Here is a 26,478-nt window from a genome sequence, read left to right on the forward strand (position 1 = left end):
AAAAACATTGAATGCTTCAGCATTCTTTATATCCAGTGATTTTATTTCACTTCCCAAACTTCACCGGAATTCACCAAATCATGAAAAGATTTAATTTTTGATGTTTTCTTAATTCTCTCCATTTGTTCTTCGGCACATTGGTCATATACCGGGGCATCTGCATCTCTTATCACTCCCAGCGCTACAGGAAATTCCGGATATTCCATATCCGCCAGTTTCAGATGAATCGTTGGGTCTTCAGTATGGGCATCATGAACAAGAATATCCTTTTCGGAAATGCCATCTTCCCCAATGTGAACCACCTTCAAAGAAGTCCCATTCAGCACGAGTCCTTTGTTTCGTTGTTTGCCAAAAATCATAGGTTTCCCGTGTTCCAACACAATGGTTCTATCCTCTTTGAACTGCTTATCGGTAATTTCTCTGTGGGTATTATCGTTGTAAATCACACAGTTCTGTAGCACCTCCACAATTGAAGTTCCTTTGTGCCGCGCTGCTGCTTTCATGACTTCTACCGAAAGTTTAATTTCCTTATCAATGGTTCGGGCAAAGAAATAACCCCGTGCACCAATGGTTAATTCTCCCGGCCGAAAAGGGTATTCTATCGTTCCATAAGGAGATGTTTTTGAAATAAACCCACGTCTGGAAGTTGGTGAATATTGTCCTTTGGTTAAACCATAAATCTGATTATTGAAAAGAATCACATTAAGGTCCACATTTCGCCGGATCACATGGATAAAGTGATTGCCACCAATAGCCAAGGCATCCCCATCCCCGGTAATTTGCCACACACTCAGCTTAGGATTGGCCAGTTTCACACCTGAGGCGATGGCTGAGGCACGGCCATGTATGGTATGGAAACCATAGGTATTCATGTAATAGGGCAGTCGGGAAGAACAGCCAATTCCGGAAATCACGGCTATATCCTTTTGGGGAATATTGAGTTCCGCCATTGTTTTTTGCAGCGCATTCAAAATGGCATGATCACCGCAACCGGGACACCACCGTACATCCTGGTCACTTTTATACTCAAGAAATGGAAGTTTTTTGTTCTCAGCCATAGCTTATTTATCTAAAATTTTTTCAAAATGGTTTTTCAGCTCGGCCACAGTAAAAGGCTGGCCCTCCACCTTATTGTATTGTCTAAATGTAATATCAGGGAACTTACTTCTCAAATAGTTGGCCAGTTGGCCCAAATTAAGTTCGCACACCACAATTTTGGAGTATCGTTTCAGAATCTCATAACTATTTTTGGGCAAAGGATTAAGATAGCTAAAATGTGCCAAAGCAACCTTTTTGCCATCCTTTTGAAGTTCTTCCAGGGCGGTAAAAAGATGGCCGAAGGTTCCACCCCATCCGACAATAAGAAGGTCAGCATCCTCATCTCCGTGTACCTCAAGAGGTGGAATGAAATCAGCGACCCGTTCTACTTTTTCCTGTCTGGCTTTCACCATTTTAAAATGATTACGGTGATCATAGGAAACATCCCCCGATAGGAAATCCTTTTCAAGCCCTCCTATCCTGTGTTGATATCCGGGAGTACCGGGAATCGCCCAGTACCTGTTCAATCGTTTAGGATCTCGTTCATAGACCTGCCATTGGTCAGCACTTTTTTCCACATATGGTGGCTTAATATCGGGAAATTCATCCTCATTGGGAATACGCCATGGTTGCGTCCCATTTGCCAAGAAACCATCGGAGAGCAAAATCACCGGCGTCATATGTTCTATGGCAATTTTTGCGGCATAAAAGGCATAATCGAAACAATTTACCGGAGAACTGGCGGCCATGACCACCAACGGACTTTCCCCATTGCGTCCATAAAGAGCCTGATTAAGGTCGGCTTGTTCGGTCTTTGTAGGCAATCCAGTACTTGGACCTCCCCGCTGAACATCCACAACAACCAGTGGCAGCTCAGCCATAACGGCAAGCCCCAGGGCTTCTCCCTTGAGCGCCAAACCGGGTCCGGAAGTGGATGTAATCCCAAGGTTGCCGGCAAAACTGGCTCCTATAGCGGTAGAGATGGCAGCTATTTCGTCTTCAGCCTGAAATACTTTAACGCCCAAATCTTTTCTGGCAGACAGTTCCTGTAAGATTTCTGTAGCAGGAGTAATGGGATAAGAACCCAAAAAAAGATCCAATCCACTCTTCTGGGCAGCTAGCAAAAAGCCCCAAGCGATGGCTCTGTTGCCATTTAAATTTCGGTATATCCCCGGTTTTATTTCTGCCGGAGAAATGTGATAAGAAGGCGTAACGGCCTGAATAATCATTCCATAGTTATATCCTGCTTCAAGCACTCTTACATTAGCCTCAGCAATACGCTCGTTTTTCGAGAATTTCTCCCTAATAAGATGCTCCGTATCCTTAATAGGGCGATTAAAGAGCCAGAAAACCAACCCCAAAGCATACATATTTTTACTTCGCAGGATAGACTTATTGTCCAGATCCATGTTTTTAAGGCTCGCTCGGGTCAGAGTAGTGATAGGCGCTTTAATAATATTATAACTTCCAAGATTATCTTCTTCGATAGGATCATTTGATTTATAACCGGCTTTAGCCAGGTTTTTATCATCAAAACTATCCACATCAAGAATAATCGTAGCACCCGGCTTAAGCCATTCAAGATTAGCTTTAAGGGCAGCGGGGTTCATGGCAACCAAAACATCGGCACTATCACCGGGGGTATAAACTTCACTGTGCCCGAAATGCACCTGAAATCCGGAAACCCCTCCAATTGTTCCTTGCGGGGCCCTTATTTCAGCGGGAAAATCAGGAAACGTAGAGATATCGTTTCCGTAAATGGCAGATGAAAAAGAAAAAAGTGAACCGGTTAGCTGCATTCCGTCTCCGGAGTCGCCCGAAAACCGAACAACAACTTCATCTTTTTCAATAACTTTAGATTTTTTAGCCATAATTTTGCTAATTATTGGTGGTTCTCTGGTTAAATAAAAAAAACACCAGAACCTTTTACCGGTCCCGGGGTTAAAACTTAAATTATTGAGTAAAGTTAGAGACTAAATAACAGCTGAAAGTTGATATTTGTCAGATTTCAGGGTATTAAAATGTGCTTTGCAACAGTTGCTTTATATTTGCATGTTGAACCGCGAAATAATTTTAAATTTAACGGTTTATCACATCAGATTGTTTAATCTTATCACATAAACTATAAATCATTATGGCATTAATAAAATCAGTAAGGGGATTTAGCCCCAAAATCGGCAAAAATGTTTTTCTGGCCGATAACGCAACCATCATTGGAGATACAGAAATCGGCGATGATTGCAGCATATGGTTCAATGCGGTGCTGCGTGGCGACGTCAACAGTATTCGTATTGGAAATAAAGTAAATATTCAAGATGGATCGGTCTTGCACACCCTTTATCAAAAATCCACCATTGAAATAGGGAATAACGTCTCGATAGGTCACAATGTAACCATACATGGTGCAAAAATTGAAGATAATGTATTGATAGGCATTGGAGCCACAGTGCTAGACCATGTAGTAGTTGGTTCCAATTCCATTGTTGCGGCCAACTCACTGGTTCTGTCAGGGACTAAAATAGAGCCCAATAGTATTTACGCAGGGGTTCCGGCAAAAAAGGTAAAAGACATTGAGCCCGAACAAACCAAAGAAATGATCAACAAAATTGCCAACAATTACCTCATGTATGCCGAATGGTATAAATAGCGCACAATTATAAGAACAAACGCTCCGATTTCACAGGAAAATCGAGGAAAACAGAAGATGCCTCGTCAAACTTATCGGGATTTTCGGTTGTAAAAAAACTGCAAGTCCCGTTTTTTGAACACTTTCGGTCCATCTCAGGATGCCGCTTTAAATAATCTTTCAAACTGGCAGACACAATAGAGCCTTGAGAAAGAATATTCACATTAGGACGGACATATTTATTAATTAGAGGTAGTAGTAGAGGATAATGAGTACACCCCAAAATAAGGGTATCAATCATCTCATCCTGAGAAAACAACAAATCCAAATCCCGTTTTACAAAGAAGTCTGCACCATCAGAATTTATTTCATTGTTTTCGACCAATGGCACCCACATTGGGCAGGCCTGCTGACTAACAACAGCTTTTGGAAGAAATTTCTGGATCTCCAAGATATAGGAAAGGGATTGGACGGTTCCGGAAGTTCCAACAATTCCAACATGACCATTTTTAGTAACATTTACGACTTTTTCGACACTTGGACGTACTACCCCCAAAACCCTTCTAGACAAGTCATAGTTAGGAAGATCTCGTTGCTGAATAGAACGCAACGCTTTGGCAGAGGCAGTATTACATGCCAATATCACCAAATGTACGCCCATTTCAAAAAGCTTTAGGACCGATTGAAGGGTATATTGATAAACCATATCAAATGATCTGGTCCCATAAGGGGTACGAGCGTTGTCACCTAAATAAATAAAATCATATTCAGGAAAGTCTTTAAGGAATTCATTGAGTATTGTTAAACCGCCATATCCCGAGTCAAACACTCCAATAGGCCCCTGATTAAAAGCTATTTCCCCTGTATTCATCTAAAATTTTACCGTTTAAGATACGAAAATAAAAAAAAATCCTGAGGTAATTTGAATACAGATCCTTGATTCTCTACCAGACTAAATCAAGAAAAAAAGGAGAAAAATCTCAAAATAGAGGATGGGAAAATGATACCATTGGGTAAAAAAAAAGGCTGATAAATTATACCAGCCCTCTTCCGATTATATTTCTTGATATGTTTCTTTAAGCCGTCACAGGCAAATATTTCACTTTACATGGACTCACCTGCAATATTTCTTCAATTCCTCATTTGCTGAAGCTTGGCTTTCACCAATTCCTCGCAGTCCATACTTTGTTGTGAATGATACAAAACCACATTTGATCCGGTATCAAAGATATATATTAAGCCCTGCTCTTCTCCAACGGCATTAATAGCTTTTTGGACGTTTTCAACAATGGGCTGTAATAATTTTTGCTCCTTTTGAGTAAGAGACTGCTGTGCCAACTTATTAAAATTCTGGATTCTTTGATCATAATCCTGAATTTCTTTTTCTCTGGTTGCACGAATCAAATCAGATAACGAATCCCTCCTAACCATATAATCTTTATACTTTTCATCCAATTCCTTGGTCATAACTTCTAATTGATCCTGCAACTTTTTGGCTTCTTTTTGCAATTCTTGGTCAGCATTAATTTTTTCTGGCAGTTCAGAAATAAGTTTCTGGACATTCAAATGACCAAATTTTAATTCCTGCGCAAATGAATTCACAGAACTCAATGCAAAAAAAATCAATATAACGGTAAAAATCTTAAAACCTTTCATATTAAATAAGTCTAAATTATTAGTCTTATGGAATTAGCACGAGAATAAACCTGTTGTTTATCAATCAAAATTAGTTAATTCCCAATTTCTTTTTCACCAATGGAGTCACATCCACACTTCGATCAGATTGATAAAGGGTAACACCCGAGTTCGCTGCAAATATATAAATAAATCCGCCTTCCTTACCCACCTGTTGAATAGCATCTCTCAACTTTTCCATCACGGGTTGTTGCAACTGTTGTTGCGTTTGTGAAAGTTTTTGTTGTGTAGCTTGATAGAAAGTTTGAATTTTTTGGGACGTTTCCATCAATTGTTGTTCTTTTTGCTGACGCTGCTCCGCCCCCAGTGTATTATTGTTCTGAATATATTCCTGCTCCATTTTTTTATATTCTTCCTGCATGGTGGCAAGCTGATTTTCGAGTTTATTATACTCAGTCTCCATTGTTTTTTGCATCTCCTTAAATTCAGGCATTTCCTGCATAATTTCTTGGACATTAGCATGACCGAATTTAAGTTCCTGAGCATTTGTACCTGCAGAAAGGATAAGGAATAAGCTTATCAAGGCGGTAATGGTAAATCTTCTCATAGTTGTATTTTTTCTACTACAATATTTAAAACTTTATTTTGAATATCCAAGGATCTCTAACACCTCATCACTAATATTTTGACGTGGATTAACATAAACCACACCAGCATTACTCGCCATATCAAAAACAGCATCTAAATTGTCGCGATCTGCTATTTCCTTGATTGCACCGGAAACTTTTTCCTGAATAGGCTGAATAAGTGCTTGTTGTCGTTTCATCAATTCCCCTTCCGGGCCAAAATATTGTCGCTGAAGTTTTTTTGCGCTGTTTTCCAGTTGAATTATCTCCTCTTCCCGTTGGGTCTTCATGTCCGGTGAGAGCAAAACACTCTCTTTTTGATATTTTTTATACAATTGTTCCACATCGGCATATAAATCCTGAATTTCCTTTTCCCATTTTTGAGACAGCTGGTTTAGTTGCTCCTGCGCAGCTTCATAAGCAGGGATGTTGGACATGATATATTGCATATCCACAAATGCATATCTTTGAGCTGAAACTCCTGCAGCACTCAATGCAAAATAAGCTGCAGTCAATAATATTATTAAATAGGTTTTCATTTTTCTCCTTATTAAGTTATAAAAAACAAATTCAGGTTACTTATTACAAAAACCAAACCACGCTATTCATTTGTCGATCAAAAACTTTGACCAATAACAAAGTGGAAGTTGCCACCATTGGCATCAGGGCTTCCAGGAACTTCATCAAATCCATACCCCCAATCGATTCCCATAAGTCCGAATATAGGTAAAAATATCCTAACCCCTAATCCGGCGGACCGCTTTAACCCAAATGGGTTATAATCTCGGAACTCGGACCAGGAATTACCAGCCTCAGCAAACACCAACCCATATACTGTTGCAGAGGGCTGTAAGGTAAGAGGATATCTTAATTCCAAAGATAACTTATTGTAAATATTCCCATCTTGTCTTCCATTTGAAAGTGGTGTTAAGGAAGCATTTTCATATCCTCTAAGTCCAATGGTCTCACTACCATAATAACTATAACCTGCCATTCCATCACCTCCTAAAACAAATTTTTCAAAAGGTGATTTTTTATTTTCATCATAATATCCCAAAAATCCGCCTTCCACCTTGGTCATCAGCACCAATTTTCTAGCGTTATCAAGTGGTTTAAATACACTTCCTTTAAAGGTCCACTTATGATATTCAATCCATTTATAGCGTTCAGAATCAGGAAGGTCCTCACTTGCATAATCTATATCATCAAAATAGCTGTAAGGAGGTGTCAATTCCAAGCCCAAAACAAAATTAGAACCTTGTCTGGTATAGAGCGGGTTGTCTATAGAATTTCTGGACAACATAAATTTAAAGCTAAGATTGTTACTATTTCCATCTTGCATCAGGAAGTAAATCCAGTTTTTCAGATCATAACGCTGATAGCTTGCCTGGGTAAAAAATTGAAAGAAATCATCCGGCCAACTTAACCGCTTTCCAAATCCGACAGAAATACCGGTCACTTTCATATGCTCGTCGGGATCTTCTTCAAGAGGGGGATAGTAGCTTCCATAAGGATATCCGGAACTACCATAACCGTATCCACCATATACATTGCTGTATGGATTCCCGTAATAATAACCTGAACTGGTTCCAGTCTGGATAGATCTGTAAACAGAAAAACTAAAGGAATTAGGTTTCTTTCCCCCCAGCCAAGGTTCAGAAAAAGAAAAACTATAGGACTGATAATACTTCCCATTGGTTTGAGCTCTTAATGAAAGAGTCTGACCGTCACCTGTAGGTAAAGGTCTCCAGGCCTCCTTATTTAAAATATTGCGTACCGAGAAATTGGTAAATTTCAGTCCGAGGGAGCCCACAAACATACCACCCCCCCAGCCTCCGGAAAGTTCTATTTGGTCGTTGGCTTTTTCAACCAGATTATATTCCAGATCGACCGTTCCTTTTTCCGGATCAGGAATGGGAACAGGATTGATATTTTCCGGATCAAAATGTCCAAGTTGGGATAATTCACGAACGGTACGTATCAATTCGGATTTATCGAACAGTTCACCAGGTTTGGTTCGCAATTCACGTCTAACAACATGCTCATGGGTTTTAGTATTTCCTTTAATAATTACTTTGTCGATAGTAGCCTGTTGTCCTTCATAAACACGCATCTCCAAATCCACGGTATCGTTATAAACCTGAACATCCACAGGTTCTATGTTACTAAAAAGATAGCCATTATTCATATAAAGGTTATGAACAGCATCTTCGTCCATATATAACCGTTCTTCCAACAAGGTTTGATTGAAAACATCCCCTTTCCTAATGCGTAATTTTTCACTAAGATAGGGGCCGGGATAGACCGTATTGCCAACCCAGGTAATATTTCCAAAGTAATATTTATTCCCTTCTTCAATACCAATCACGATATCCACGCTATTATCCGGATTTCTGGCAATGGAATCATACACGACATATGCATCCCGATATCCATTTTCATTATATTTTTCAATAATAGTTTTCAGGTCATTTTCAAATTCCTCTTGGACAAACTTTTTAGTTCTGAAAAAGTTCTTAATCTTGCCTTTTTCATTGGTTTTTTTCATGAAGCGGTTTAACTTGTTGTCAGAAAACACCTTATTTCCGTCAAACTGCAAGCTACTAACTTTAACCTTTTCTTTTTTATCTACTTCCACATCCAAAAAGACATGATTCGGTTTATTGGGGTCGTCACGCTGGACAATAGTAACTTCGGTATTGTAAAAACCTTTTTGTACAAAATGTTCCTTAATATACCTTTCGGCCCGATCTACAAGATAGGGAGTCACCTGTGTGCCTTTCATCATTGAAATTTTCCCAGAAATATCCTCAATTTCAGATTTCTTAAGTCCGGAAAAATTAATCTCCGACAATCGCGGTCGTTCTTGAAGATAAATATTTAGAAAAATTTTATCCCCTTCAATTTTATCCGCAGAAATTTGGACATCGGAAAAGAGACCATATTCCCAATACTTTTTAACAGCATTGGTAATATCTTCTCCTGGGATAGTAATTTTTTGCCCCACTTTTAAACCGGATAAATTGGCCAAAATTTTGGGATCATTGTTTAAATCTCCGGTAACAATAATATCTGCAACAATAAATTCTTTGGGTTTACCGGAATAGGATATTACAGGTTTTTCTTCCTGAGAAAAGAGAGTTACAAAAGAAAAAATCAGAAAAAAGTATACTAAAAAAGTGCGATTCAACATTATTATAAATTTATTTTTTAACCTGATCACTTATTTTTCCGAAACGTCTTTCCCGACCTTGAAAATCGAGTAATGCTTTAAAGAAATGTTCCTTGCGAAAATCGGGCCATAATACGTTACAAAAATACAATTCTGAGTAAGCAATCTGCCAAAGAAGAAAATTACTGATTCGCAATTCCCCACTGGTTCTAATCAACAACTCAGGATCAGGCATATACGACGTTTCAAGATAATGGCTAAAAATATCGGCATTGACCTGATCAACGTTCAATTTCCCATCCAACACATCTGATGCAATTTTCTTAACCCCTTCCACAATTTCCCAACGGGAACTGTAACTCAATGCCAGCACCAATGTTAGTCCATCATTATCTTTTGTTTGATCCATACAGGCGGTCAGCTTATCCCGGACATCACCAGGCAAATTCTCTTTGCACCCAATGGTTTTAAGTTTGACATTATTATCCATTAAAGTCTTGGTTTCAGAAGAAATGGTTGAAACCAACAAAGACATTAATGCATCCACTTCGGTTTTGGGGCGGCTCCAATTTTCAGTGGAAAAAGCGTAAAGTGTAAGAAATTTCAACCCCAATTCAGCGGCGGCTTCGGTCACCTCGCGTACCGATTTCACCCCTTGTTGATGTCCAAACACTCTGGCATTACCTCGTTTTCGCGCCCAGCGGCCATTTCCGTCCATAATAATGGCCACATGTTTCGGCAATTTTTTCTTATCGAGCTGCTCTTTTACTGACATAGAATACTCAAATTCATACAAAAAACTCTTTGGCCTTTATTTATTTCAGGCCTGAAACAGGTCTCCCTGAATAATACGTTGAAGCAAGGAATAAAGCAGAAATAGAATTAACTGGCAACATCACGTCGAAGAGAACTCCACAACAGTTAATAACCGGCATTACACGTAACTCTTCGATGGTATAAATCAAACGTAACCAATAATCCTGCAAAAGAGTACCAATCATTGTTGTGCATAAAAGACGACTGATTAAAACCATAGGGATCAGAAGGATCAATAGCTCCATGTCCCATCAAATCCAAATCATCCGCAAATGTTTTTCTAAAATTCCATTCCACTCCAACATGCACCCAATCAGAAAGTTTCCATTTTATTCCTATGCCGATCGGCAAAGATAATATAAAATGTGGTTTTTCAGAATTATCCTCGTCACCTGAATTGTAACGACGATACAATGTTGATGCCATGCCAGTAGATATGTATGGAGAAAAACGTGTTTCTTCAGAACGAAACGGATGGTCATACTGAAAAAAATTAATTTCTATTTGAGCCGCAAAATCAGCCATACTTCTCTTAAATCGATATTGTGAAGAAGTATACCCATCTTGAAGAGGATATCGAACATTCTGATCCGGATAATTTCCCTTTAAGTTTATCACTGTCAATCCGCCTTTAAAAGCTATACGACTATTGGCCACAACCCTGATTACTCCTCCCAATGATGGTTGAGCACGGTAAAATAATTGTCCAGGATTCAAATCTCCATAATAATAAGATGCCCCTAAAAAAAAACCACCTTCAATTCGATCCTGTCCCAAACTTCCGGAAGGATGCAAAAAAAGTGCTACCATCAATACAATACAACAAATCCGGTAAAATAGAAGCATTAACAAATAGAATTAAATCCTGACTTTCTCAAAAAACGTTATCCAATGCTCTTTATTGCTGAAATCACAGATACATTTCAAAAAGATCAGTTACGCTTATCTGCTCCCCACATTAATTTATTTCTCAGCGTGGAATAGAAACTATGATTGGTTCTTTGAACCATATTAACAGTAAAAGCAGCCTTCCTGATCTTGATCTCTGTTTCCACATCCACAACCACGCTTCTTGAGTCGAGCGAGGCTAAAAATTTTCCACCTCTTGCTTCCATTTTTAGAGTCAGCTCCATATTATCAGGCACCACCAAAGGCCGAACCGTCAAATTATGAGGTGCAATAGGGGTAATTATCAACCCCTGCGAGGCGGGATGCATAATAGGGCCACCGACACTTAAAGAATAGGCTGTGGAACCGGTTGGGGTGCTCACAATAAGTCCGTCTGCCCAATAAGAATTCAGGAATTCATTATTCAGATACACATGAATAGTAATCATTGAGGAGCTGTCCTGCTTATGGACTGCCAGCTCATTTAATGCAAAATTAAAATCGCCGATAAATTTTTTGGGTGATGTTAACTCCAGTACAGAGAGATTTTTAACATCATACAATCCCTTTTCAATTTCCTGAAGTGCGGCCGGAAGTTCATGACGGGAAATATCAGCCAGAAACCCTAATCTTCCACTATTAATTCCAACCACCGGAATTCCCGTATCTCTCACAAAAGTAACTGCCTGTAAAAATGTACCATCCCCACCAATACTGAACACCATATCCACCAGAGGTAGTTCTTCAGGAGTAGAAAAAAAACCTTCCACCTCCGGTTTTAAGTTCACCTTTTCCACCAGGAATTCATAAAAAGGCTTGAAAATTATTATTTTTATGGACTTTTGATGGAGATAATCAAATAACTGATGACAATTATTAAAAAAAATTTCTCCAAAACTTTTTCCAAATATGGCAACTTCCATTCTTTTTTGAGAACGAAGATAAACAATTCGGGATGAAATCAATCTCAGATACTCAGGTATTTCATCAGGGATTCAAAATTACGACGGGTCGTGTCATCCACTCTTGGTTCTCCCACATAGGTTGACCTGATATTATAACCATATCGTACAAAAGCATTCTCTACCGAACTGATATCGACCCGATTCAACTTTATGGTAATTTTAAGTTGCTCATCTCCCTGTTTCTGTGACACATACAAACTTAAGATTTTAGCATTCGAATCCTCTACAATACGAGAGATTTCTGATAAAGCATAATCACGAGGCCCCACTTCAATTTCGATGATACCACCCGGGGTTTGCGCTGCAATCAGCTCAGAAAATCTGATCAACAAATCGTTTTGGGTGATTACCCCCATGTACTCTTGTTCCTCACTCAATACCGGCACAATTGTTAATTTAAGACGCGCAGCAATTTCAATCACCTCATATATATGCTGATGCTCGAACACATAAGGCACAATAAGTGACAGTTTATGATTTCCCAACGGTTCATCCACTGCATTCAAATCATAGATATCAGCATCTGAAATGAGGCCAAGAAATACTTTATTGTTGACAATTGGCAGGTGTGAGACTCTGAACACCTCCATCCAGTTCAGTGCATCAGCACCTGTATCGGACGTTTTCAGAGCAGGAACAATTTCGGATATTAAATCTTTCGCCAACATAAAAATACGCTTTCACGAAATACTTTGTAACTTTACCATTTTAAAAGAAACTGGCCAATGTTAAAGAATCTCTATTGCTGAAAATTACATTCAATATTTTAAACATACAAGCCATTTGGGTGTTTTATTTTCCGATAATTTAATTTTTAAGTCGCATTCCAATTATGACAAAACTAAGTGTAAATATTAATAAAATTGCAACCCTTCGAAACTCCAGAGGGGGTAATACTCCCAATGTTTTAAAAGCAGCCATCGATGTCCAAAACTTTGGGGCAGATGGCGTCACAGTTCATCCCAGGCCTGATCAACGCCATATCAAGTATAAGGATGTATATGAGATTCGACCCATTATCAAAACTGAGTTTAATATTGAAGGCTACCCTTCTCCCCAATTCATGGAATTGGTTAAAGCCGTTCATCCTCATCAAGTAACACTTGTCCCTGATCCCCCTGATGCTCTAACATCGAATTCAGGATGGGATACGATCAATCATCTTTCATTTCTACAAGACATTATCGGGGAGCTTAAAGAGTGCGGAATTCGAACATCCATTTTTATGGACCCAGATCCGGACTTAATTATTAATGCTGCAAAAACCAATACCGATCGAATAGAGTTATATACAGAGCCCTATGCAACCATGTACCCCCAAGACCCTGAAAAAGCCATTGCCCCCTTTATAGAGGCTGCAAATATTGCGAATAAAGCAGGGCTTAGAATAAACGCCGGACACGATCTCAATTTACAGAATCTAAAATTCTTCAACGAACGAATTCCTTTTTTAAAGGAAGTTTCCATAGGTCATGCATTAATTAGTGATGCCTTATATTATGGTCTGGAATTAACCATTAATAAGTACAAAGAATTACTCATCAGGGAATAATAAAAATGGAACTTTTCTATCGCGATAAAGGTCACGGTAACAAAACCATTGTTATCGTGCATGGTCTTTATGGATCTTCTGACAACTGGTTGACGGTCGCCAAGAGTTTTGAAAATGATTATAGAGTAATCCTCGTTGATCAGCGAAACCATGGTCGATCGCCTCACAGTGAGGAACAAACTTACGAAGCAATGTCAGGCGACATTTATGAACTTTTAAAAAAGATCAATCTAGAAAAAGCGATTCTTCTTGGGCATAGTATGGGCGGAAAAACAGTAATGCGCTTTTGTATGGACCATCCGGAAATGACAGAAAAACTGATAGTGGTCGATATTGCGCCAAAATCGTATCGTTCTTTTTCCAATTTTGCAGAAGTAACCGCTGACCATCAAAAAATCGTAGAAGAATTAATATCATTAAATCCGCTCCAATATTCAGATCGACGAACCATTGATGAGATTCTGAAAGCTTCATTTCCTTCACAAAAGTTGAGGGCTTTTCTGATGAAAAACCTGAAAAGAAATAAAATGGGTAAATACTTTTGGCAATTAAATCTTGAAGCCTTAAAGAATAACATGGATGAAATCATGGACGGTTTTTCAGGGATAAAAAAACCTAATCATAAAATGCCGGAAACCATTTTTATCAGAGGGGAAAAATCCCCCTATATTCATGATGAAGATGCACTGGTAATCAATCAATTTTTTCCAGGTTCACAAATTGTCTCCATTCCAGGTGCCGGACACTGGGTCCATGCCGAAAAGAAAGAACTCTTTGTCAAAACCGTTCGATATTTCCTGGATGAGTAGAGAGGCTTCGGTTAAATTTTATACAATGAATATCAGACATTTCAAACAGAAATTACTTTTTCTGTATCCAATAATTCTTCCCCCTTTAACCTAAGGAATAGTTGCACCGTAGCCAACACATCTTTTTCACAATATTTGGCGATTCGTTCTACATCATTATCTTCATAATAAACTCTGGCCACCTGACTTCCATCAATATCATCCTTTGGGGATGGGATTCCAAGAATGTGTGTCAACAAATTAAGCGAGGTATAGTGCTTGTAGTCACCAAATTTCCAGAGATCCAGAGTATCGATAAATTTCACCTCCCATGGTTTTTTGCCAGCTACATCAAGAATATCTGGTAACGGTAAACCATTCACAATCATTCTTCGGGCAATGTAAGGAAAATCAAATTCTTTAACATTGTGCCCGCAAATATTGGTACCGGGCTTTGAAGTGAAACTTTTCAGTGCGGAAGAAAAATCTTGAAGAAGCATTTTCTCATCGTGCCCGAAAAATGATTTAATTCTTAAAGTACGTCCTCCCTGTTCTGGCTTAAGAATTCCGGCCGATATACAGATAATTTTTCCAAACTCAGCATAAATACCTGCTCTGGCATAATCCTCATCCGGCGGCACATCGCCACCCGAAGTTTTGGCTGATTTATTAATCCACAATGCCTTCATAGTATCGTCAAGATTTTCAAAACTTTCATACTGGGGCACAGTTTCAATATCAATATACATTATCTTTTCAGGATGAATATCATTAAGCATGGCGTAGAATTTTGGAATAATTTATCTCAATAAAAATCAAGTTTCAATCGCTCTAGCACAAATAAGGCATAGAATTAAAAGCAATATAATCTTTGCATACTTTTGGTAAAATCAAAATGCAAAATAATAATTTTTTTGCCTTTTCAAGCACTTTGAAACACTTCAGAAAATATGTTTTTTATACTTTTACACCACTAAAAAAACTTTTGATTCAATCTATTTTTAACATCCTATGATTAAACACATTGTACTTTTCAAATTCAAGAGCTCCACAAACGAAGCAAATAAGAAGTCTCAAATCCTTTCGATCAAGACCAATCTTGAAGCATTAATTGACAAAACTGAGAGTCTGAAAAAAATAGAAGTGGGAATCAACTGCAATGACAATGAAAAATATGACATGGCCTTAACCACTGAATTCGAAGATATGGAAGGGCTTAAGGCTTATGCCACTCATCCTGAACATTTGAAGGTGTTGGCAATGATCAAAGAAATACTAGTTGAGCGCGCCTGCGTTGATTATGAAGTTTAAAACAAAACTACAGATGATAAACATAGCGGAAAAAAAATCTATCCATCCTCTTTGTTTATCATCTGTAGTAAGTTCTTAAACGGTATCAGAATAATAGGTTCCGGGTTCTTTTCGCAAATTATAATGAGATACCATTACTTCACCATAAGCGCCTGCACTTCTGATTGCCACCAGATCTCCTCTTTTCATTTCTGGCAAATCAAGCGCTTTTCCAAAGCTGTCAGAAGATTCGCAAATGGGGCCTACAACATCGTATCTAACTTTCTCTCCATCTCTATCAGCCAGATTTTCTATTTTATGACTGGCCTGATAAAGTGCAGGTCTTATTAAATCGGTCATCCCAGCATCTAGGATGGCAAAACGTTTTTTTACCCCCTCTTTGACATACAAAACTCTGGAAATTAAATTTCCGCATTGCGCTACAACAGATCTTCCCAATTCAAAGTGTAACTCTTGGTCGGGTTTTAATTCCAGAAAATCTTTAAACACTTTAAAATAAGAGTAGAAATCAGGGATAGGCATGCCATCCGGATCATGGTAATCCACACCAAATCCACCTCCCACATTAATCAATCTGGGAAACAAATGTCGGGAAATAAACCACTCCTGCAATTCATTTATACGCAAACACAATTCCTTAAAATTATCCAGATCCGTAATTTGAGATCCTATATGAAAATGCATTCCTTGAAATTGAATGTATTTCATCTGCCGCATCTCCTCTACAACCTTTTCAAGTTCAGATATCCCAATTCCAAATTTATTTTCATCAAGTCCGGTAGTTATGTAATGGTGTGTATTGGCATTTACATTGGGATTAATTCTGAGGGCCACTCGTGCTTTTTTCCCCACCTTTCGAGCTAATTCATGAATAACCTCCAGTTCGGCCAGAGACTCTACATTGAAACAGGCAATGTCATTTTCAAGTCCCATTTCAATTTCCCAATCTGTTTTTCCTACCCCTGCAAAAACAACACCACCAGGAGGAAAACCTAATTCCAAGGCTTTCTTCATCTCATTTCCACTCACGCAATCTACGCCAAAATCATACTGGCATATACGTTCCAGAATACGGTCGTTGGCATTGGCTTTTACCGCATAATGAATATGAAACCCATACCTCTGAGACTCTCTCTTTATAAAAGCCAGAGTCTCTTCCAGCAGAGACATATCATAATAATAAAAAGGGGTTCGAAGATCCTTAAACTTTTCAGTAGGAAATATAGTCATGATATGAGGAGAAAAATCAAAATAATTTAGCACTCAAAGCCCTAAGAGCTTTAACCTTATCTTTAACGTGAACCAGCAGAGATATGTTATGCTCGCTCCCCCCATAGGAAATCATTCTTATGGGAATATCCTTCAATGCTTCAAAAATCCTGTTGGCATAACCATTGTTCTCAGCCACCAAGTCACCAACCACACACACAATAACCTGATCTCTGTCAACTTCAACAGTACTAAATTTTCGTAAATCATCGACAATTTCCTCCAAATGACGATCGTTATCAATAGTTACCGAAACACCAACTTCAGAGGTCGTAATCATATCGATTGGTGTCTTATAACTTTCGAAAATTTCGAAGACTTTCCGCAAAAAACCATAAGCTAGAAGCATCCGTCCCGATTTAATTTTAATGGCTGTAATATTATCTTTGGCAGCAACGGCAGTAAGTCTTCCCTTATGCTGAGAAGATGTAATTCTTGTTCCCGGTGCCTTAGAATCCATGGTATTAAGTAATCGAACCGGAATATTAGCAAGTTTGGCAGGCAACACACTGGTGGGATGGAGAATTTTTGCTCCGAAATAGGCCAACTCAGCAGCTTCGTCAAAGGAAAGCTCTGCTATTGATTTGGTATCTTCGACATACCTTGGATCATTGTTGTGCATCCCATCAATATCTGTCCATATTTGTATTTCTACTGCATCAACGGCAGCACCGATAAGGGATGCGGAATAGTCACTTCCACCGCGCTGCAGATTATCAACCTCACCAAAAGCATTACGACAGATATACCCCTGAGTAATATACAAATGTTTATTTGGAGCACTTTTTAAAAGACGCTGCAGATTCTCTCTAATATATACTGTATCCGGCTCATTATTTTTATTGGTGCGCATGAAATCGAGTGCTGGCAGTAGCACTGAATTATACCCTTTTTCCTGGAGATAAAAGTTAAACAAAGCCGTTGTAATTAACTCTCCCTGAGCCAAAATAGATTTTTCCTCGAATACGGTAAATACATCTTTAGTAAAAGACCGGATATAATCAAAATGAGATTTTACCAGTTCAACACTCTTTTTTCGGTATTCCTCCTCTGAAAAAAGATCTTTAACGGTATCAAGATAACTTTTTTCCAACCGATTGATGACCTCATTGGCCCCATCGTAATTCTTTTTATATAAATAATTTGCAATTTCAACCAAACTATTGGTTGTTCCTGCCATCGCAGATAACACAATAATTTTATTATCCGGAGAAGTCACTAAACTTGCTACTCCCTTCATCCTTTCAGCAGATCCAACGGAGGTTCCACCAAATTTTAATACCTTCATTTGCTCAAAAATTAATTAACACCTTGAATCCAGACGGGATTGTAAGCTTTTTATTCCAAGCGAAGTAAACCAGTCCTAAAAAAACTAATCAAATGGTACTTCCTCCGGTCCTATACAACTTTCCAGATTCAAGCCAGTTGAACCTTTAATTGTTATTGGTATCCTGTAATATGCAATCCAACACTATTAATTTAGCACTTTTTCAGCCTGCAAAGTTATAATTTTAAATCAAATCACAACATTTTTCTCACACATTACTTTTTCTCACCATCTGGCAAATGAACCTCCAACAATTTACATTTTCCGTCCGTATGGATTGAAAATTCTTTCAAATCGGCAGGAATCAACACGGTCTCCCCCATCGAAATACTCTCCTTTTGATCGTTATGGTAAATAATTTCGGCATGTCCTTCTACTCCAATCAGAATAATGAATGAGTCAAGATAATAAAAATCTTTGTGCAGAACATGCCCGTTAAGGTCTATCAGACTGGTTACAAAATAGGGTGACTCAACAATCCGTGTCGTTTCATTGGGACGCACCGAATATTCCGTCTTATAATGCCCGTTTCCTGAAAAATCGATGACATCCAAAGCCAATTCAGTATGAAGTTCTCTGGTATTTCCCTGAGCATCCCTCCGATCATAATCATATATTCTATAGGTTAAATCAGATGTCTGTTGAATTTCAGCAAGTAAAATTCCCTTTCCTATAGCATGCACCCTCCCGGCCGGAATAAAAAACACATCTCCGGGGGATACTTCGTGCTTCTGCAACAACTCATCCACTCTTTTTTCTTTTAAAGCTTTCAGATACTCCTCACTGCTAGTATCCTTTTTAAATCCACTGATCAAAAATGAGCCTGCATCTGCCTGCATGACATACCACATTTCCGTCTTTCCAAAGGAATTATGACGCTTTGCAGCCCATTCATCATTCGGATGAACCTGAATAGACAAGTCGTCATTGGCATCGATAAATTTTATCAACAATGGAAATTCTTCGCCATATTTTTCAAAAACCTTATCACCTACTAATTCTGACATATAAATTTCGAGCAATTCATTCAAGGTATTCCCCTTCAAAAAGCCGTTGCATACAACCGAAACATCCCCATCAACACCACTCAACTCCCAACTTTCTCCAATATCACGCGCTGTTCCCAAATTTTTACTCAATACAGTATTCAACTTTGTGCCACCCCAAATTTTAGGTTTGAAAATAGGATTAAATTTCAAGGGATATAATTTTTTTTCCATTGTCGTTGATTTTTTATTTCACCAATTCACAAAGATAATCACTTCATCTATTTATCCCCATTTTTATCTACTTTTGCAAATAAAAATGGATATAACAGATGCACGTTTTTTGAAAAGCAGTCCACATCCTAAAGACTGCCCTACTCCTAATAAACCTGAATTTGCCTTTATCGGCCGATCAAACGTTGGCAAATCATCGTTGTTGAACATGCTTTGCCAACGAAAAAGCTTAGCCAAAATCTCCGGAACCCCCGGAAAAACAAGACTCATAAACCATTATATCATCAACAACCAATGGTATTTGGTCGATTTACCGGGTTATGGTTATGCTAAACTACCCAAAACGGAAAGAGAGAAATTCACAAAAATGATCAATTCCTATTTGATAGATCGCCCCAATTTATCCACACTTTTTGTTTTGGTTGACAGCAGGCATGCTCCGCTAAAACAAGATTTGAACTTTATACAAAACTTAGGGAAAAACAACATTCCCTTTTCTATTGTTTTTACTAAAACTGACAAGCTAAAACCCTTGCAGCTCGAAAACAACATCAAGGTATATAAGGAACGTCTCCTCCTGGATTGGGAAATATTACCACCAATATTTTACACCTCAGTTGTCACAAAAAGTGGAAGAGAAGAAATTCTCCATTATATTCAAGAAATTAACAAACTCTGAAAATCCTCTATTATTTTTAGGGTTCCGCAAAACTTTAACCCCGTATTTCTACTTATAAAAGTTGATTTTTCTTATCTTTGCAGGCAGACAATTCCTAATAAAACAACTGAAAAACAGGATTTTAAATGCCACCCAAAGCACCTATCAAACTCTTTTCCGGTTCCAATACTAGGTATTTAGCCGAAAAAATCAGCCTTTGCAATGGACGAGAACTTGGAAACATTAATGTGATGCGATTCAGTGACGGAGAATTCACCACCGCCTTTGAAGAGACCATACGCGGAGCCCATGTATTCCTTATCCAGTCAACGTTTCCCCCCTCAGATAATCTATTCGAATTATTAATGATGATTGATGCAGCCAAGAGGGCATCAGCATACAAACTGGTAGCTGTAATTCCCTACTTTGGTTTTGCACGTCAAGATCGCAAAGACAAGCCTAGGGTTGCCATTGGGGCCAAACTGGTAGCTGATTTACTCACCACCGCAGGCGTGGACAGAATCATTACCATGGATTTGCATGCCGATCAAATACAAGGCTTTTTCGACATTCCGGTTGATCATCTTTATGCTTCCAGCATTTTTGTTCCACACATACGAAAATTAAACCTCGACAACCTAGTAGTTGCTTCCCCCGATGTGGGAGGCACCAAAAGAGCCAACACCTATGCCAAATTTCTCGATAGCCCAATGGTTATTTGCCACAAACACCGTTCAAAAGCCAATGTGGTAGATGAAATGCGTATCATTGGCGATGTGGAAGGGAAAAATGTTGTAATATTGGATGACATGGTAGATACGGCAGGAACTCTTTCTAAAGCTGCAGATATGATGATGGATCAAGGAGCAAAAAGTGTCAGAGCTTTTGCCACCCACCCTGTTCTCAGTGGTCCTGCTTACGAAAATATTGAAAATTCAAAAATTGATGAGCTATACGTTACCGACTCAATTCCTTTACGTCGGAAGTCGGAAAAAATCAAGGTTCTCTCTGCTGCACAACTATTTGCAGACACTATAGAAAAAGTTTATAATTACCAATCTATTAGCACGCAGTTTGTTATTTAATTTATTACCTTTGCGGCCGCAAAAAAGCTTCGTGTGATGGGGAATTAAGGTTTCACATTACAATCTTAATTTTGAGTAACACATAAAAAACAAAAACAATGCAGACAATTGAATTAAAAGCGACCAAGCGTGAAGATCTTGGAAAAACAGCTACCCGTAAGCTCCGCAAGGAAGGTAGAGTTCCTTGTGTTATCTATGGAGGAAAAGAAACCATTCATGTTTCAGCGTTGCTTAAAGATTTCAACAAACTGATTTTTACGCCCAAGGTACACTTGGTGAATCTAGATGTTGAGGGTGAAAAGTATGATGCCATTATTCAGGATGTTCAATTTCATCCGGTATCAGATAATGCCATTCATGTTGACTTTCTTCAGGTATTTCAGGATAAACCCATTACTATCGAAATACCTGTAAAACTAAAAGGATTGGCAGTAGGTGTAAAAGCCGGGGGTAAATTGACACTGGAAAAACGGAAATTAAAAGTTAAAGCTCTGACCAAGGATATTCCTGACATGTTGGAAATTGATGTTACCAACCTTGGTCTTGGTAAAAGTATTCAGGTTGGCCAGCTCAATTTTGAAAACATCGAATTGCTCAATACCAGCAATCAGGTGGTGGCATCGGTTAAACTGACACGGGCTGCACGCGCCGCTGGTCAAACAGCAGAAGAAGCATAAAGTTACAATATTTCTTTTCATCAAATCAAACCTCCATATGGCTCAATATGGAGGTTTTTTCTATTTTTTCTCAAAATATAAATCTCACCTTCTCCTATTAGGAGTTAATAACTGATTAACCTAATTTTGCGGAAGAAATCAATACTGCAAGATGAAAACCCTTCTTAAAAATTTACATAACTTATTACTTCCAAAAAATAATAAGGACAAAACAGTGAAATATTTAATTACAGGATTAGGAAACATTGGAAAAGAATACGAACATACCCGACATAACATTGGGTTTGACATACTAGATGCCATCGCAAAACAAGAAGGACTTGATTTTGATGACGTCAGATATGGGGCTATTACAGAATATAAATATAAAGGGCGAATATTTATTTTATTGAAACCCAACACATATGTCAATCTTAGCGGCAGGGCTGTCAACTACTGGATGAAAAAAGAAAAAATTCCTGCGGAAAGGTTACTCATTGTTTTGGATGATCTGGCACTTTCTTTTGGCACCTTGAGATTAAGAGCCAAAGGTAGTGATGCCGGACATAACGGATTAAAAAACATCAACCAAGTACTGGGACATAACAACTATGCACGGTTAAGATTTGGTATAGGGAATGATTTTCCTCGGGGACGCCAAATTGAACATGTTTTGGGAAGATGGTCGTCAGATGAAGCCGCCCAACTTCCCGAACGCATTGAAATGGCCGGCGAAATCATTAAAGCCTTTGGAACTATCGGCCTAGCCCAAACCATGAGCCAATATAATAACAAATAACTATTATGAATAGGTCAGAAACGGTTCGAATTGACAAATTCCTGTGGGCTGTCAGACTCTTCAAAACGCGTAGTCTGGCCGCCGAAGCTTGCAAAAAAGGAAGGGTACTCATCGACAACTTACCAGTAAAATCCTCTCGACTGATTCGTTGTGGTGATAAAATTTCCATCAAAGTACCTCCGGCTATAAAGACTTACAAAGTTCTCAATTTGTCGGAAAAAAGAATGGGAGCAAAACTCGTTGACGGTTTCATTGAAGATGTTACTCCAAAAGAAGAACTGGAACTTTTGGAAATGGCTCATCTTACACAAAAAATGAACCGACCAAAAGGAACCGGACGACCTACAAAAAAAGATCGCAGAGAACTGGACAACCTGAATGACAAAGGTTGGAATTTCTTTGATTAATCACCATAATATTCAACATAAAACCTATTTTTCTCTCTAATAATGATTGTTTCAAAACATAAAAAGCAAAACGATATCGCAGGATATATCCTCTATATGTGGCAGATTGAAGATCTCATCCGCGCAAACGATCTGGACATGGCGAAAATTGAGAAGACCATCATATCGCAATACGAACAACCCGAAAATGTCAAAAAAGAAATTTTTGATTGGTATGAAAACCTAGTTTTCATGATAAAAAATGAAAAGATTGAACAGAAAGGTCACCTTCAAGTCTTGATCAATATAATTAACGACATGAACAACCTTCATCTCAAACTTATGCACTCGTCCAAAGAAATGGCTTATCAGCATCAATTTATGAAGGCCGTTCCGCACATTAAAGAGCTTGAAAAAAAAATGAAACCAACCCCCCGACATGATATCGAACTGATGCTGGCCGCTCTTTATAATGCTTTTATGCTTAAACTTCAAGGAACGGAAATAACCGATGCCACCAAGGAAGCCTTAACCATATTTGGAAAATCTTTATCCCTGTTATCAGCCAAATATCGACAAGAACAAAAAGGTGAACTTAATCCGGAATAAAAGTACAAGTAGCACGGCGCCCAAACCATTGGTAACGGTTTTTTGCAACCATACGATAGCCCCATTTGAGGAATGAAGAGGGAAAAAACTTTAAAATGCGTCCACACCAATGCCCGGTTTTCCCAGAATGTTCCAGAATATAAAGAATTGCAGAAGAACCTGATAATACAGATCCTTCTTTCGTTTTAACAACTACTTCATCAAAGTTATTCAAGTCTAGCCCCAATTGATGCATCAACAGAATACCTGGACCCGATTGTGCCGAAATCAACGACATCGAATCTCCGCTCCTTTTCTTTAACCACCTGGCAAAACCACTACACAACACGCAATAACCATCAAAAATCACTGTTATTGGTTTCATTTTATCTCCTAATCGATCAACGCCTTAAAGTAATCATTACTACTTTAACACCATATCCACCCTTCTGTTCACCATTTCATGTACTCTAGAAGATAAATCCCCCTCTGAAAAGATCGGATCATCGGTCCCTTTGGGAATAATCTCTATTTTTGAACGATCAATCCCAAAATTTTTAACCATAAAGTCTTTAACTGCCTTACATTGATTTAGACTCTCTTCAACAGCATCTAGGCTCTCATTCTCGGAATGGTAATAACCATATAGATACAACTTCTTGTCAGATGAATTATGCAATTGCACCGCCATTTGCCCCATCAACAGTTGATCGGCTGGACTAAAGGATCTAAATTTTCTTTCCGGAAAGAAAAGGGTTCTGACATTATAACGATCATAAATAATCTTCAAAGTTTCAGATATTACGACAGAATCTTTTTTCACAGGCCTATTTGCTTCATACAACGCCATTTCATCGGCAAGCCTTCTTACCTCATCCTCAAAATTATCCTTCTGTTTCCTTCCAAGTAAATCCATTCCTTCCGAACGATAGGTCCACCGCACATGGCGACGATCCTTATCACCCAATTTGTAGCTCACATTTAGTGATGTAAACAAATAGCGATCATTGGTAGCTCCGGTTAATATATTATCCAGATTGTCTGACGTTGAGAAGCGTAAAATACTTTCCACACCCACATCAAATCGGTTGTTTAACCGGTACATTACCCCTAATCCGAAAGGCATCACAATCTCCGATTGACGAGGTTTTTTCTTGCGGTAATCATTTTTATCATATCCAAGCACCACATATTCAGAACTGGCAGTTTCGTATAGGTCACTTCGCTGTACCACTTCTCCGGTCTCACTGAAAAGCAAACGACTACGAAACAAAGTTGCCCCCACACCAATCTTCAAATAAAAATTCCAGTGATCATTTATCGGTCCGGGATGTGCAGACATTTGATTCAATATGGCAATCCCGTTAATGGAAAAGTCGAGCAAGTCTCCTTCAAATCCGTACCGACCTTCCTTGCCTGACATATCTGCCTGGAGATATTGAAGCTCAAAGCCAAAAGCAGGTACCAGATGTTTAGTTAACAAAACAGAAGGACCAAAGTGAATATCTTCATCCGGAATAATGGTGTATCCTCGTTGATCGGCATACATAAAAACTGGACCAAACCCCACTCCCACTGACCATGTGTTATATTTCTGACCAAAGGAATATATCATTTCGGGGGTTTTAATAAACCCTTTTTTTTCTGCGATTTGCCCACTTACAGTACCACTAAAAATTAGTAGGGTAATTATTACAGAAAGTCTCATTCTTCAATTTTTTGGAAAATATCTACACGACGATTGACCATATGAACACCATTTGGCGCAAGCTCCTTGGTATTGGATAGTAGTTCATTCTCTCCTACAGGTTCAGTTTCGAAGCGGCTCCGGTCAATGCCATAATCTTTCACCAAGACGTCGACCACGGCATCACATCGCCTTTGACTTAACTTAACATTATAGTCGTCAGATCCTCGCTCATCGCAGTAACCTTGTACAATCACTTTCCGACTCTCATCTTCTTTCATAAACTGGGCAACTATTGCAATTGTCCTATGAGCCTCAGATGTGATTTCCGTCTTATCAAAACCAAAGAATACAGATGCAACCAATACATAGCGTTGTTCTACAATTTCATTATAAATTAATGTTGTATCTGTAACTGATGAATCATTTGCGGCCAAATAATCAAGTCTCTGACGCAATGAATCAAGCTCACGCCCAAAGGGCTGTTTTTGCCGTTCTCTTTCATAGGCCAGATTAAAATCTTTATAGGTCCACAAAGAATGCCGCTTATTCTTTTTGCCTATTTTATATGTCAAAGTAAAAAGTGCGGCCATGTATGAATCATTATCGGCACCCGTGAGATTGACATCCAAATTATCCTGAGTAAGATTCCTTAAGGTAAGCTCAAAACCAACATCAAAGCTTTTATTAAGTCTGTAATCGATTCCCAAACCAATGGGAACCACCACCTCACTTCTGCGATCTGTTATTTCTTCGGGGTTCTGTCTATCATATCCTATGGCCAGATAATCGGTCTCAGCCCAACCATAAGGACGAGGATAACCTGGTGTCCCGCTATGAACCTCTCCTACCGTTATCCAATTTCCGGTGCTTAGACTTCTCTGGCGCGCTCTAAAGTAATTAACACCCAGTCCTATTTTACCATATATATTAAGGCGGTCACGAATGGGGCCAAAGAGCACCAACTGATTGATACTCACATTCAGATTTAAGGATAAATCATAAAAATTCCCAGAAAAGTACCGGGTATTCTTTTCCCCATACAGATCTGCTGTCAAAAACTGAGCATCAACAGACCAAGGTCTGCCAAACTGTTTACTAACCAAAAAAGATGGTCCAAAGCGCCAGTGTGAGGATGGGAATAGGGCATAATCATTTACATCAGTATAATAAACTACCGGGCCGAAGCCGGCCGTCACAGACCAGGTATTATACTTTTTGTCAGGGTTGTAAAGTTGCTCTTCCTCAAGATTATAAAAATCTATTTGCTGGGCAACTAATTCCCCGATCCCTTCAAATAGAACTATTATTATAATGAGAGCTAGTAAAATATGTTTCATGTTTCTGATTTGGTTAATGATGTCAATATTAATCCGAGAACATTCA

General features: G+C 38.7%; 28 protein-coding genes. 10 read left to right on the plus strand and 18 right to left on the minus strand.

Features of this window, described 5'->3' with window-relative positions:
• Positions 1 to 41 precede the first annotated feature (41 nt).
• Together ACT29H_RS00495 and ACT29H_RS00500 are read right to left on the minus strand one after the other, a co-directional pair.
• Positions 42 to 1,058 carry a 2-oxoacid:ferredoxin oxidoreductase subunit beta gene (locus tag ACT29H_RS00495; protein ID WP_444819628.1) on the minus strand — a complete coding sequence of 339 codons (1,017 nt, stop codon included), beginning with the start codon at positions 1,056 to 1,058 and terminating at the stop codon, positions 42 to 44.
• A 3-nt stretch (positions 1,059 to 1,061) separates the two neighbouring features.
• Positions 1,062 to 2,909, minus strand: coding sequence for a 2-oxoacid:acceptor oxidoreductase subunit alpha (locus ACT29H_RS00500; protein WP_444819629.1), 1,848 nt, complete (start codon positions 2,907 to 2,909; stop codon positions 1,062 to 1,064).
• A gap of 263 nt (positions 2,910 to 3,172) precedes the next feature.
• Here ACT29H_RS00500 and ACT29H_RS00505 point away from each other — a divergent pair, with 263 nt between their 5' ends.
• Complete coding sequence (locus tag ACT29H_RS00505) at positions 3,173 to 3,685, plus strand: gamma carbonic anhydrase family protein (RefSeq protein ID WP_444819630.1); 513 nt, start codon at positions 3,173 to 3,175, stop codon at positions 3,683 to 3,685.
• A gap of 7 nt (positions 3,686 to 3,692) precedes the next feature.
• Here ACT29H_RS00505 and murI read toward each other — a convergent pair whose 3' ends face one another.
• The 9 genes from murI to ACT29H_RS00550 all read right to left on the minus strand — a co-directional run bounded on the left by murI (position 3,693) and on the right by ACT29H_RS00550 (position 12,434).
• Complete coding sequence (gene murI / locus ACT29H_RS00510) at positions 3,693 to 4,535, minus strand: glutamate racemase (protein WP_444819631.1); 843 nt, start codon at positions 4,533 to 4,535, stop codon at positions 3,693 to 3,695.
• Positions 4,536 to 4,795: 260 nt separating this feature from the next.
• Positions 4,796 to 5,290: an OmpH family outer membrane protein gene (locus ACT29H_RS00515; RefSeq protein ID WP_444819632.1), complete on the minus strand. Its 495-nt coding sequence runs from the start codon at positions 5,288 to 5,290 to the stop codon at positions 4,796 to 4,798.
• 100 nt (positions 5,291 to 5,390) lie between these two features.
• A complete protein-coding gene (locus ACT29H_RS00520) occupies positions 5,391 to 5,906 on the minus strand; it encodes an OmpH family outer membrane protein (RefSeq protein ID WP_444819633.1) in 516 nt (171 codons plus the stop codon).
• Between the two features lie 33 nt (positions 5,907 to 5,939).
• Entirely contained in the window at positions 5,940 to 6,464 is a 525-nt protein-coding gene (locus ACT29H_RS00525; protein WP_444819634.1) for an OmpH family outer membrane protein, read from the minus strand.
• 77 nt (positions 6,465 to 6,541) lie between these two features.
• Positions 6,542 to 9,118 (minus strand): outer membrane protein assembly factor BamA, encoded by a 2,577-nt coding sequence (gene bamA / locus ACT29H_RS00530; protein ID WP_444819635.1) that lies wholly within the window; start codon positions 9,116 to 9,118, stop codon positions 6,542 to 6,544.
• 10 nt (positions 9,119 to 9,128) lie between these two features.
• Entirely contained in the window at positions 9,129 to 9,872 is a 744-nt protein-coding gene (locus ACT29H_RS00535) for an isoprenyl transferase (protein WP_444819636.1), read from the minus strand.
• A gap of 146 nt (positions 9,873 to 10,018) precedes the next feature.
• Positions 10,019 to 10,759 (minus strand): type IX secretion system protein PorG, encoded by a 741-nt coding sequence (porG, locus tag ACT29H_RS00540; RefSeq protein WP_444819637.1) that lies wholly within the window; start codon positions 10,757 to 10,759, stop codon positions 10,019 to 10,021.
• 86 nt (positions 10,760 to 10,845) lie between these two features.
• Complete coding sequence (locus ACT29H_RS00545; protein ID WP_444819638.1) at positions 10,846 to 11,724, minus strand: NAD kinase; 879 nt, start codon at positions 11,722 to 11,724, stop codon at positions 10,846 to 10,848.
• Between the two features lie 44 nt (positions 11,725 to 11,768).
• Complete coding sequence (locus ACT29H_RS00550; protein ID WP_444819639.1) at positions 11,769 to 12,434, minus strand: CBS domain-containing protein; 666 nt, start codon at positions 12,432 to 12,434, stop codon at positions 11,769 to 11,771.
• Positions 12,435 to 12,598: 164 nt separating this feature from the next.
• Between ACT29H_RS00550 and ACT29H_RS00555 the strand changes: the two genes are divergently transcribed.
• Both ACT29H_RS00555 and ACT29H_RS00560 read left to right on the plus strand, forming a co-directional pair.
• The gene (locus ACT29H_RS00555; protein WP_444819640.1) at positions 12,599 to 13,318 is read left to right on the plus strand and encodes a pyridoxine 5'-phosphate synthase; all 720 of its coding nucleotides are present in this window, start codon (positions 12,599 to 12,601) and stop codon (positions 13,316 to 13,318) included.
• A gap of 5 nt (positions 13,319 to 13,323) precedes the next feature.
• On the plus strand, positions 13,324 to 14,127 hold the full coding sequence (locus ACT29H_RS00560) for an alpha/beta fold hydrolase (RefSeq protein ID WP_444819641.1): 804 nt from the start codon (positions 13,324 to 13,326) through the stop codon (positions 14,125 to 14,127).
• 41 nt (positions 14,128 to 14,168) lie between these two features.
• Here ACT29H_RS00560 and ACT29H_RS00565 read toward each other — a convergent pair whose 3' ends face one another.
• Positions 14,169 to 14,885: a 3'-5' exonuclease gene (locus tag ACT29H_RS00565; RefSeq protein WP_444819642.1), complete on the minus strand. Its 717-nt coding sequence runs from the start codon at positions 14,883 to 14,885 to the stop codon at positions 14,169 to 14,171.
• Positions 14,886 to 15,117: 232 nt separating this feature from the next.
• Here ACT29H_RS00565 and ACT29H_RS00570 point away from each other — a divergent pair, with 232 nt between their 5' ends.
• Positions 15,118 to 15,417: a Dabb family protein gene (locus tag ACT29H_RS00570; RefSeq protein ID WP_444819643.1), complete on the plus strand. Its 300-nt coding sequence runs from the start codon at positions 15,118 to 15,120 to the stop codon at positions 15,415 to 15,417.
• A gap of 75 nt (positions 15,418 to 15,492) precedes the next feature.
• On the opposite strand, the gene lysA is transcribed toward ACT29H_RS00570, so the two are convergent.
• The 3 genes from lysA to ACT29H_RS00585 all read right to left on the minus strand — a co-directional run bounded on the left by lysA (position 15,493) and on the right by ACT29H_RS00585 (position 19,233).
• Positions 15,493 to 16,647, minus strand: a complete 1,155-nt coding sequence (gene lysA, locus ACT29H_RS00575) for a diaminopimelate decarboxylase (RefSeq protein ID WP_444819644.1) — start codon at positions 16,645 to 16,647, stop codon at positions 15,493 to 15,495.
• A gap of 16 nt (positions 16,648 to 16,663) precedes the next feature.
• A complete protein-coding gene (locus ACT29H_RS00580) occupies positions 16,664 to 17,974 on the minus strand; it encodes an aspartate kinase (RefSeq protein ID WP_444819645.1) in 1,311 nt (436 codons plus the stop codon).
• A gap of 254 nt (positions 17,975 to 18,228) precedes the next feature.
• A complete protein-coding gene (locus ACT29H_RS00585) occupies positions 18,229 to 19,233 on the minus strand; it encodes a type I phosphomannose isomerase catalytic subunit (protein ID WP_444819646.1) in 1,005 nt (334 codons plus the stop codon).
• Between the two features lie 85 nt (positions 19,234 to 19,318).
• Here ACT29H_RS00585 and yihA point away from each other — a divergent pair, with 85 nt between their 5' ends.
• The 6 genes from yihA to ACT29H_RS00615 all read left to right on the plus strand — a co-directional run bounded on the left by yihA (position 19,319) and on the right by ACT29H_RS00615 (position 23,426).
• Positions 19,319 to 19,912: a ribosome biogenesis GTP-binding protein YihA/YsxC gene (gene yihA, locus ACT29H_RS00590; RefSeq protein WP_444819647.1), complete on the plus strand. Its 594-nt coding sequence runs from the start codon at positions 19,319 to 19,321 to the stop codon at positions 19,910 to 19,912.
• Positions 19,913 to 20,037: 125 nt separating this feature from the next.
• Positions 20,038 to 20,976, plus strand: coding sequence for a ribose-phosphate pyrophosphokinase (locus ACT29H_RS00595; protein WP_444819648.1), 939 nt, complete (start codon positions 20,038 to 20,040; stop codon positions 20,974 to 20,976).
• 98 nt (positions 20,977 to 21,074) lie between these two features.
• On the plus strand, positions 21,075 to 21,653 hold the full coding sequence (locus ACT29H_RS00600) for a 50S ribosomal protein L25/general stress protein Ctc (RefSeq protein ID WP_444819649.1): 579 nt from the start codon (positions 21,075 to 21,077) through the stop codon (positions 21,651 to 21,653).
• Between the two features lie 214 nt (positions 21,654 to 21,867).
• Positions 21,868 to 22,431 (plus strand): aminoacyl-tRNA hydrolase, encoded by a 564-nt coding sequence (gene pth / locus ACT29H_RS00605; protein WP_444819650.1) that lies wholly within the window; start codon positions 21,868 to 21,870, stop codon positions 22,429 to 22,431.
• A 5-nt stretch (positions 22,432 to 22,436) separates the two neighbouring features.
• Entirely contained in the window at positions 22,437 to 22,838 is a 402-nt protein-coding gene (locus ACT29H_RS00610; protein WP_444819651.1) for an RNA-binding S4 domain-containing protein, read from the plus strand.
• A 42-nt stretch (positions 22,839 to 22,880) separates the two neighbouring features.
• Positions 22,881 to 23,426: a DUF4924 family protein gene (locus ACT29H_RS00615; protein WP_444819652.1), complete on the plus strand. Its 546-nt coding sequence runs from the start codon at positions 22,881 to 22,883 to the stop codon at positions 23,424 to 23,426.
• Here the strand turns inward: ACT29H_RS00615 and ACT29H_RS00620 are convergent.
• From ACT29H_RS00620 to ACT29H_RS00630, 3 genes are read right to left on the minus strand one after another with little or no spacing between them, the layout of a single operon-like run.
• Entirely contained in the window at positions 23,413 to 23,790 is a 378-nt protein-coding gene (locus ACT29H_RS00620; RefSeq protein ID WP_444819653.1) for a thiol-disulfide oxidoreductase DCC family protein, read from the minus strand. The two genes, ACT29H_RS00615 and ACT29H_RS00620, sit on opposite strands and share 14 nt — an antisense overlap.
• 39 nt (positions 23,791 to 23,829) lie before the next feature.
• Complete coding sequence (locus tag ACT29H_RS00625) at positions 23,830 to 25,113, minus strand: OmpA family protein (protein WP_444819654.1); 1,284 nt, start codon at positions 25,111 to 25,113, stop codon at positions 23,830 to 23,832.
• Positions 25,110 to 26,432, minus strand: a complete 1,323-nt coding sequence (locus ACT29H_RS00630) for an OmpA family protein (RefSeq protein ID WP_444819655.1) — start codon at positions 26,430 to 26,432, stop codon at positions 25,110 to 25,112. Before ACT29H_RS00630 ends, ACT29H_RS00625 begins: the two co-directional genes overlap by 4 nt.
• Positions 26,433 to 26,478 lie beyond the last annotated feature (46 nt).

Origin of the sequence: Thermophagus sp. OGC60D27 (assembly GCF_052400625.1) — a bacterium.
GTDB lineage: Bacteria > Bacteroidota > Bacteroidia > Bacteroidales > Marinilabiliaceae > Thermophagus.

Excerpts from the sequence above, each read along its gene's own strand:
- ACT29H_RS00625 (WP_444819654.1), bottom strand. The coding sequence starts at position 25,113 with ATGAGACTTTCTGTAATAATTACCCTACTAATTTTTAGTGGTACTGTA.
- ACT29H_RS00580 (WP_444819645.1), bottom strand. The coding sequence starts at position 17,974 with ATGAAGGTATTAAAATTTGGTGGAACCTCCGTTGGATCTGCTGAAAGG.
- ACT29H_RS00610 (WP_444819651.1), top strand. The coding sequence starts at position 22,437 with ATGAATAGGTCAGAAACGGTTCGAATTGACAAATTCCTGTGGGCTGTC.
- murI (WP_444819631.1), bottom strand. The coding sequence starts at position 4,535 with ATGAATACAGGGGAAATAGCTTTTAATCAGGGGCCTATTGGAGTGTTT.
- ACT29H_RS00550 (WP_444819639.1), bottom strand. The coding sequence starts at position 12,434 with ATGTTGGCGAAAGATTTAATATCCGAAATTGTTCCTGCTCTGAAAACG.
- ACT29H_RS00620 (WP_444819653.1), bottom strand. The coding sequence starts at position 23,790 with ATGAAACCAATAACAGTGATTTTTGATGGTTATTGCGTGTTGTGTAGT.
- lysA (WP_444819644.1), bottom strand. The coding sequence starts at position 16,647 with ATGACTATATTTCCTACTGAAAAGTTTAAGGATCTTCGAACCCCTTTT.
- ACT29H_RS00615 (WP_444819652.1), top strand. The coding sequence starts at position 22,881 with ATGATTGTTTCAAAACATAAAAAGCAAAACGATATCGCAGGATATATC.
- ACT29H_RS00570 (WP_444819643.1), top strand. The coding sequence starts at position 15,118 with ATGATTAAACACATTGTACTTTTCAAATTCAAGAGCTCCACAAACGAA.
- ACT29H_RS00560 (WP_444819641.1), top strand. The coding sequence starts at position 13,324 with ATGGAACTTTTCTATCGCGATAAAGGTCACGGTAACAAAACCATTGTT.
- ACT29H_RS00630 (WP_444819655.1), bottom strand. The coding sequence starts at position 26,432 with ATGAAACATATTTTACTAGCTCTCATTATAATAATAGTTCTATTTGAA.
- ACT29H_RS00600 (WP_444819649.1), top strand. The coding sequence starts at position 21,075 with ATGCAGACAATTGAATTAAAAGCGACCAAGCGTGAAGATCTTGGAAAA.
- ACT29H_RS00585 (WP_444819646.1), bottom strand. The coding sequence starts at position 19,233 with ATGGAAAAAAAATTATATCCCTTGAAATTTAATCCTATTTTCAAACCT.
- ACT29H_RS00545 (WP_444819638.1), bottom strand. The coding sequence starts at position 11,724 with ATGGAAGTTGCCATATTTGGAAAAAGTTTTGGAGAAATTTTTTTTAAT.
- ACT29H_RS00520 (WP_444819633.1), bottom strand. The coding sequence starts at position 5,906 with ATGAGAAGATTTACCATTACCGCCTTGATAAGCTTATTCCTTATCCTT.
- ACT29H_RS00555 (WP_444819640.1), top strand. The coding sequence starts at position 12,599 with ATGACAAAACTAAGTGTAAATATTAATAAAATTGCAACCCTTCGAAAC.
- ACT29H_RS00525 (WP_444819634.1), bottom strand. The coding sequence starts at position 6,464 with ATGAAAACCTATTTAATAATATTATTGACTGCAGCTTATTTTGCATTG.
- ACT29H_RS00535 (WP_444819636.1), bottom strand. The coding sequence starts at position 9,872 with ATGTCAGTAAAAGAGCAGCTCGATAAGAAAAAATTGCCGAAACATGTG.
- ACT29H_RS00500 (WP_444819629.1), bottom strand. The coding sequence starts at position 2,909 with ATGGCTAAAAAATCTAAAGTTATTGAAAAAGATGAAGTTGTTGTTCGG.
- ACT29H_RS00495 (WP_444819628.1), bottom strand. The coding sequence starts at position 1,058 with ATGGCTGAGAACAAAAAACTTCCATTTCTTGAGTATAAAAGTGACCAG.
- porG (WP_444819637.1), bottom strand. The coding sequence starts at position 10,759 with ATGCTTCTATTTTACCGGATTTGTTGTATTGTATTGATGGTAGCACTT.
- yihA (WP_444819647.1), top strand. The coding sequence starts at position 19,319 with ATGGATATAACAGATGCACGTTTTTTGAAAAGCAGTCCACATCCTAAA.
- ACT29H_RS00505 (WP_444819630.1), top strand. The coding sequence starts at position 3,173 with ATGGCATTAATAAAATCAGTAAGGGGATTTAGCCCCAAAATCGGCAAA.
- bamA (WP_444819635.1), bottom strand. The coding sequence starts at position 9,118 with ATGTTGAATCGCACTTTTTTAGTATACTTTTTTCTGATTTTTTCTTTT.
- ACT29H_RS00565 (WP_444819642.1), bottom strand. The coding sequence starts at position 14,885 with ATGCTTAATGATATTCATCCTGAAAAGATAATGTATATTGATATTGAA.
- ACT29H_RS00595 (WP_444819648.1), top strand. The coding sequence starts at position 20,038 with ATGCCACCCAAAGCACCTATCAAACTCTTTTCCGGTTCCAATACTAGG.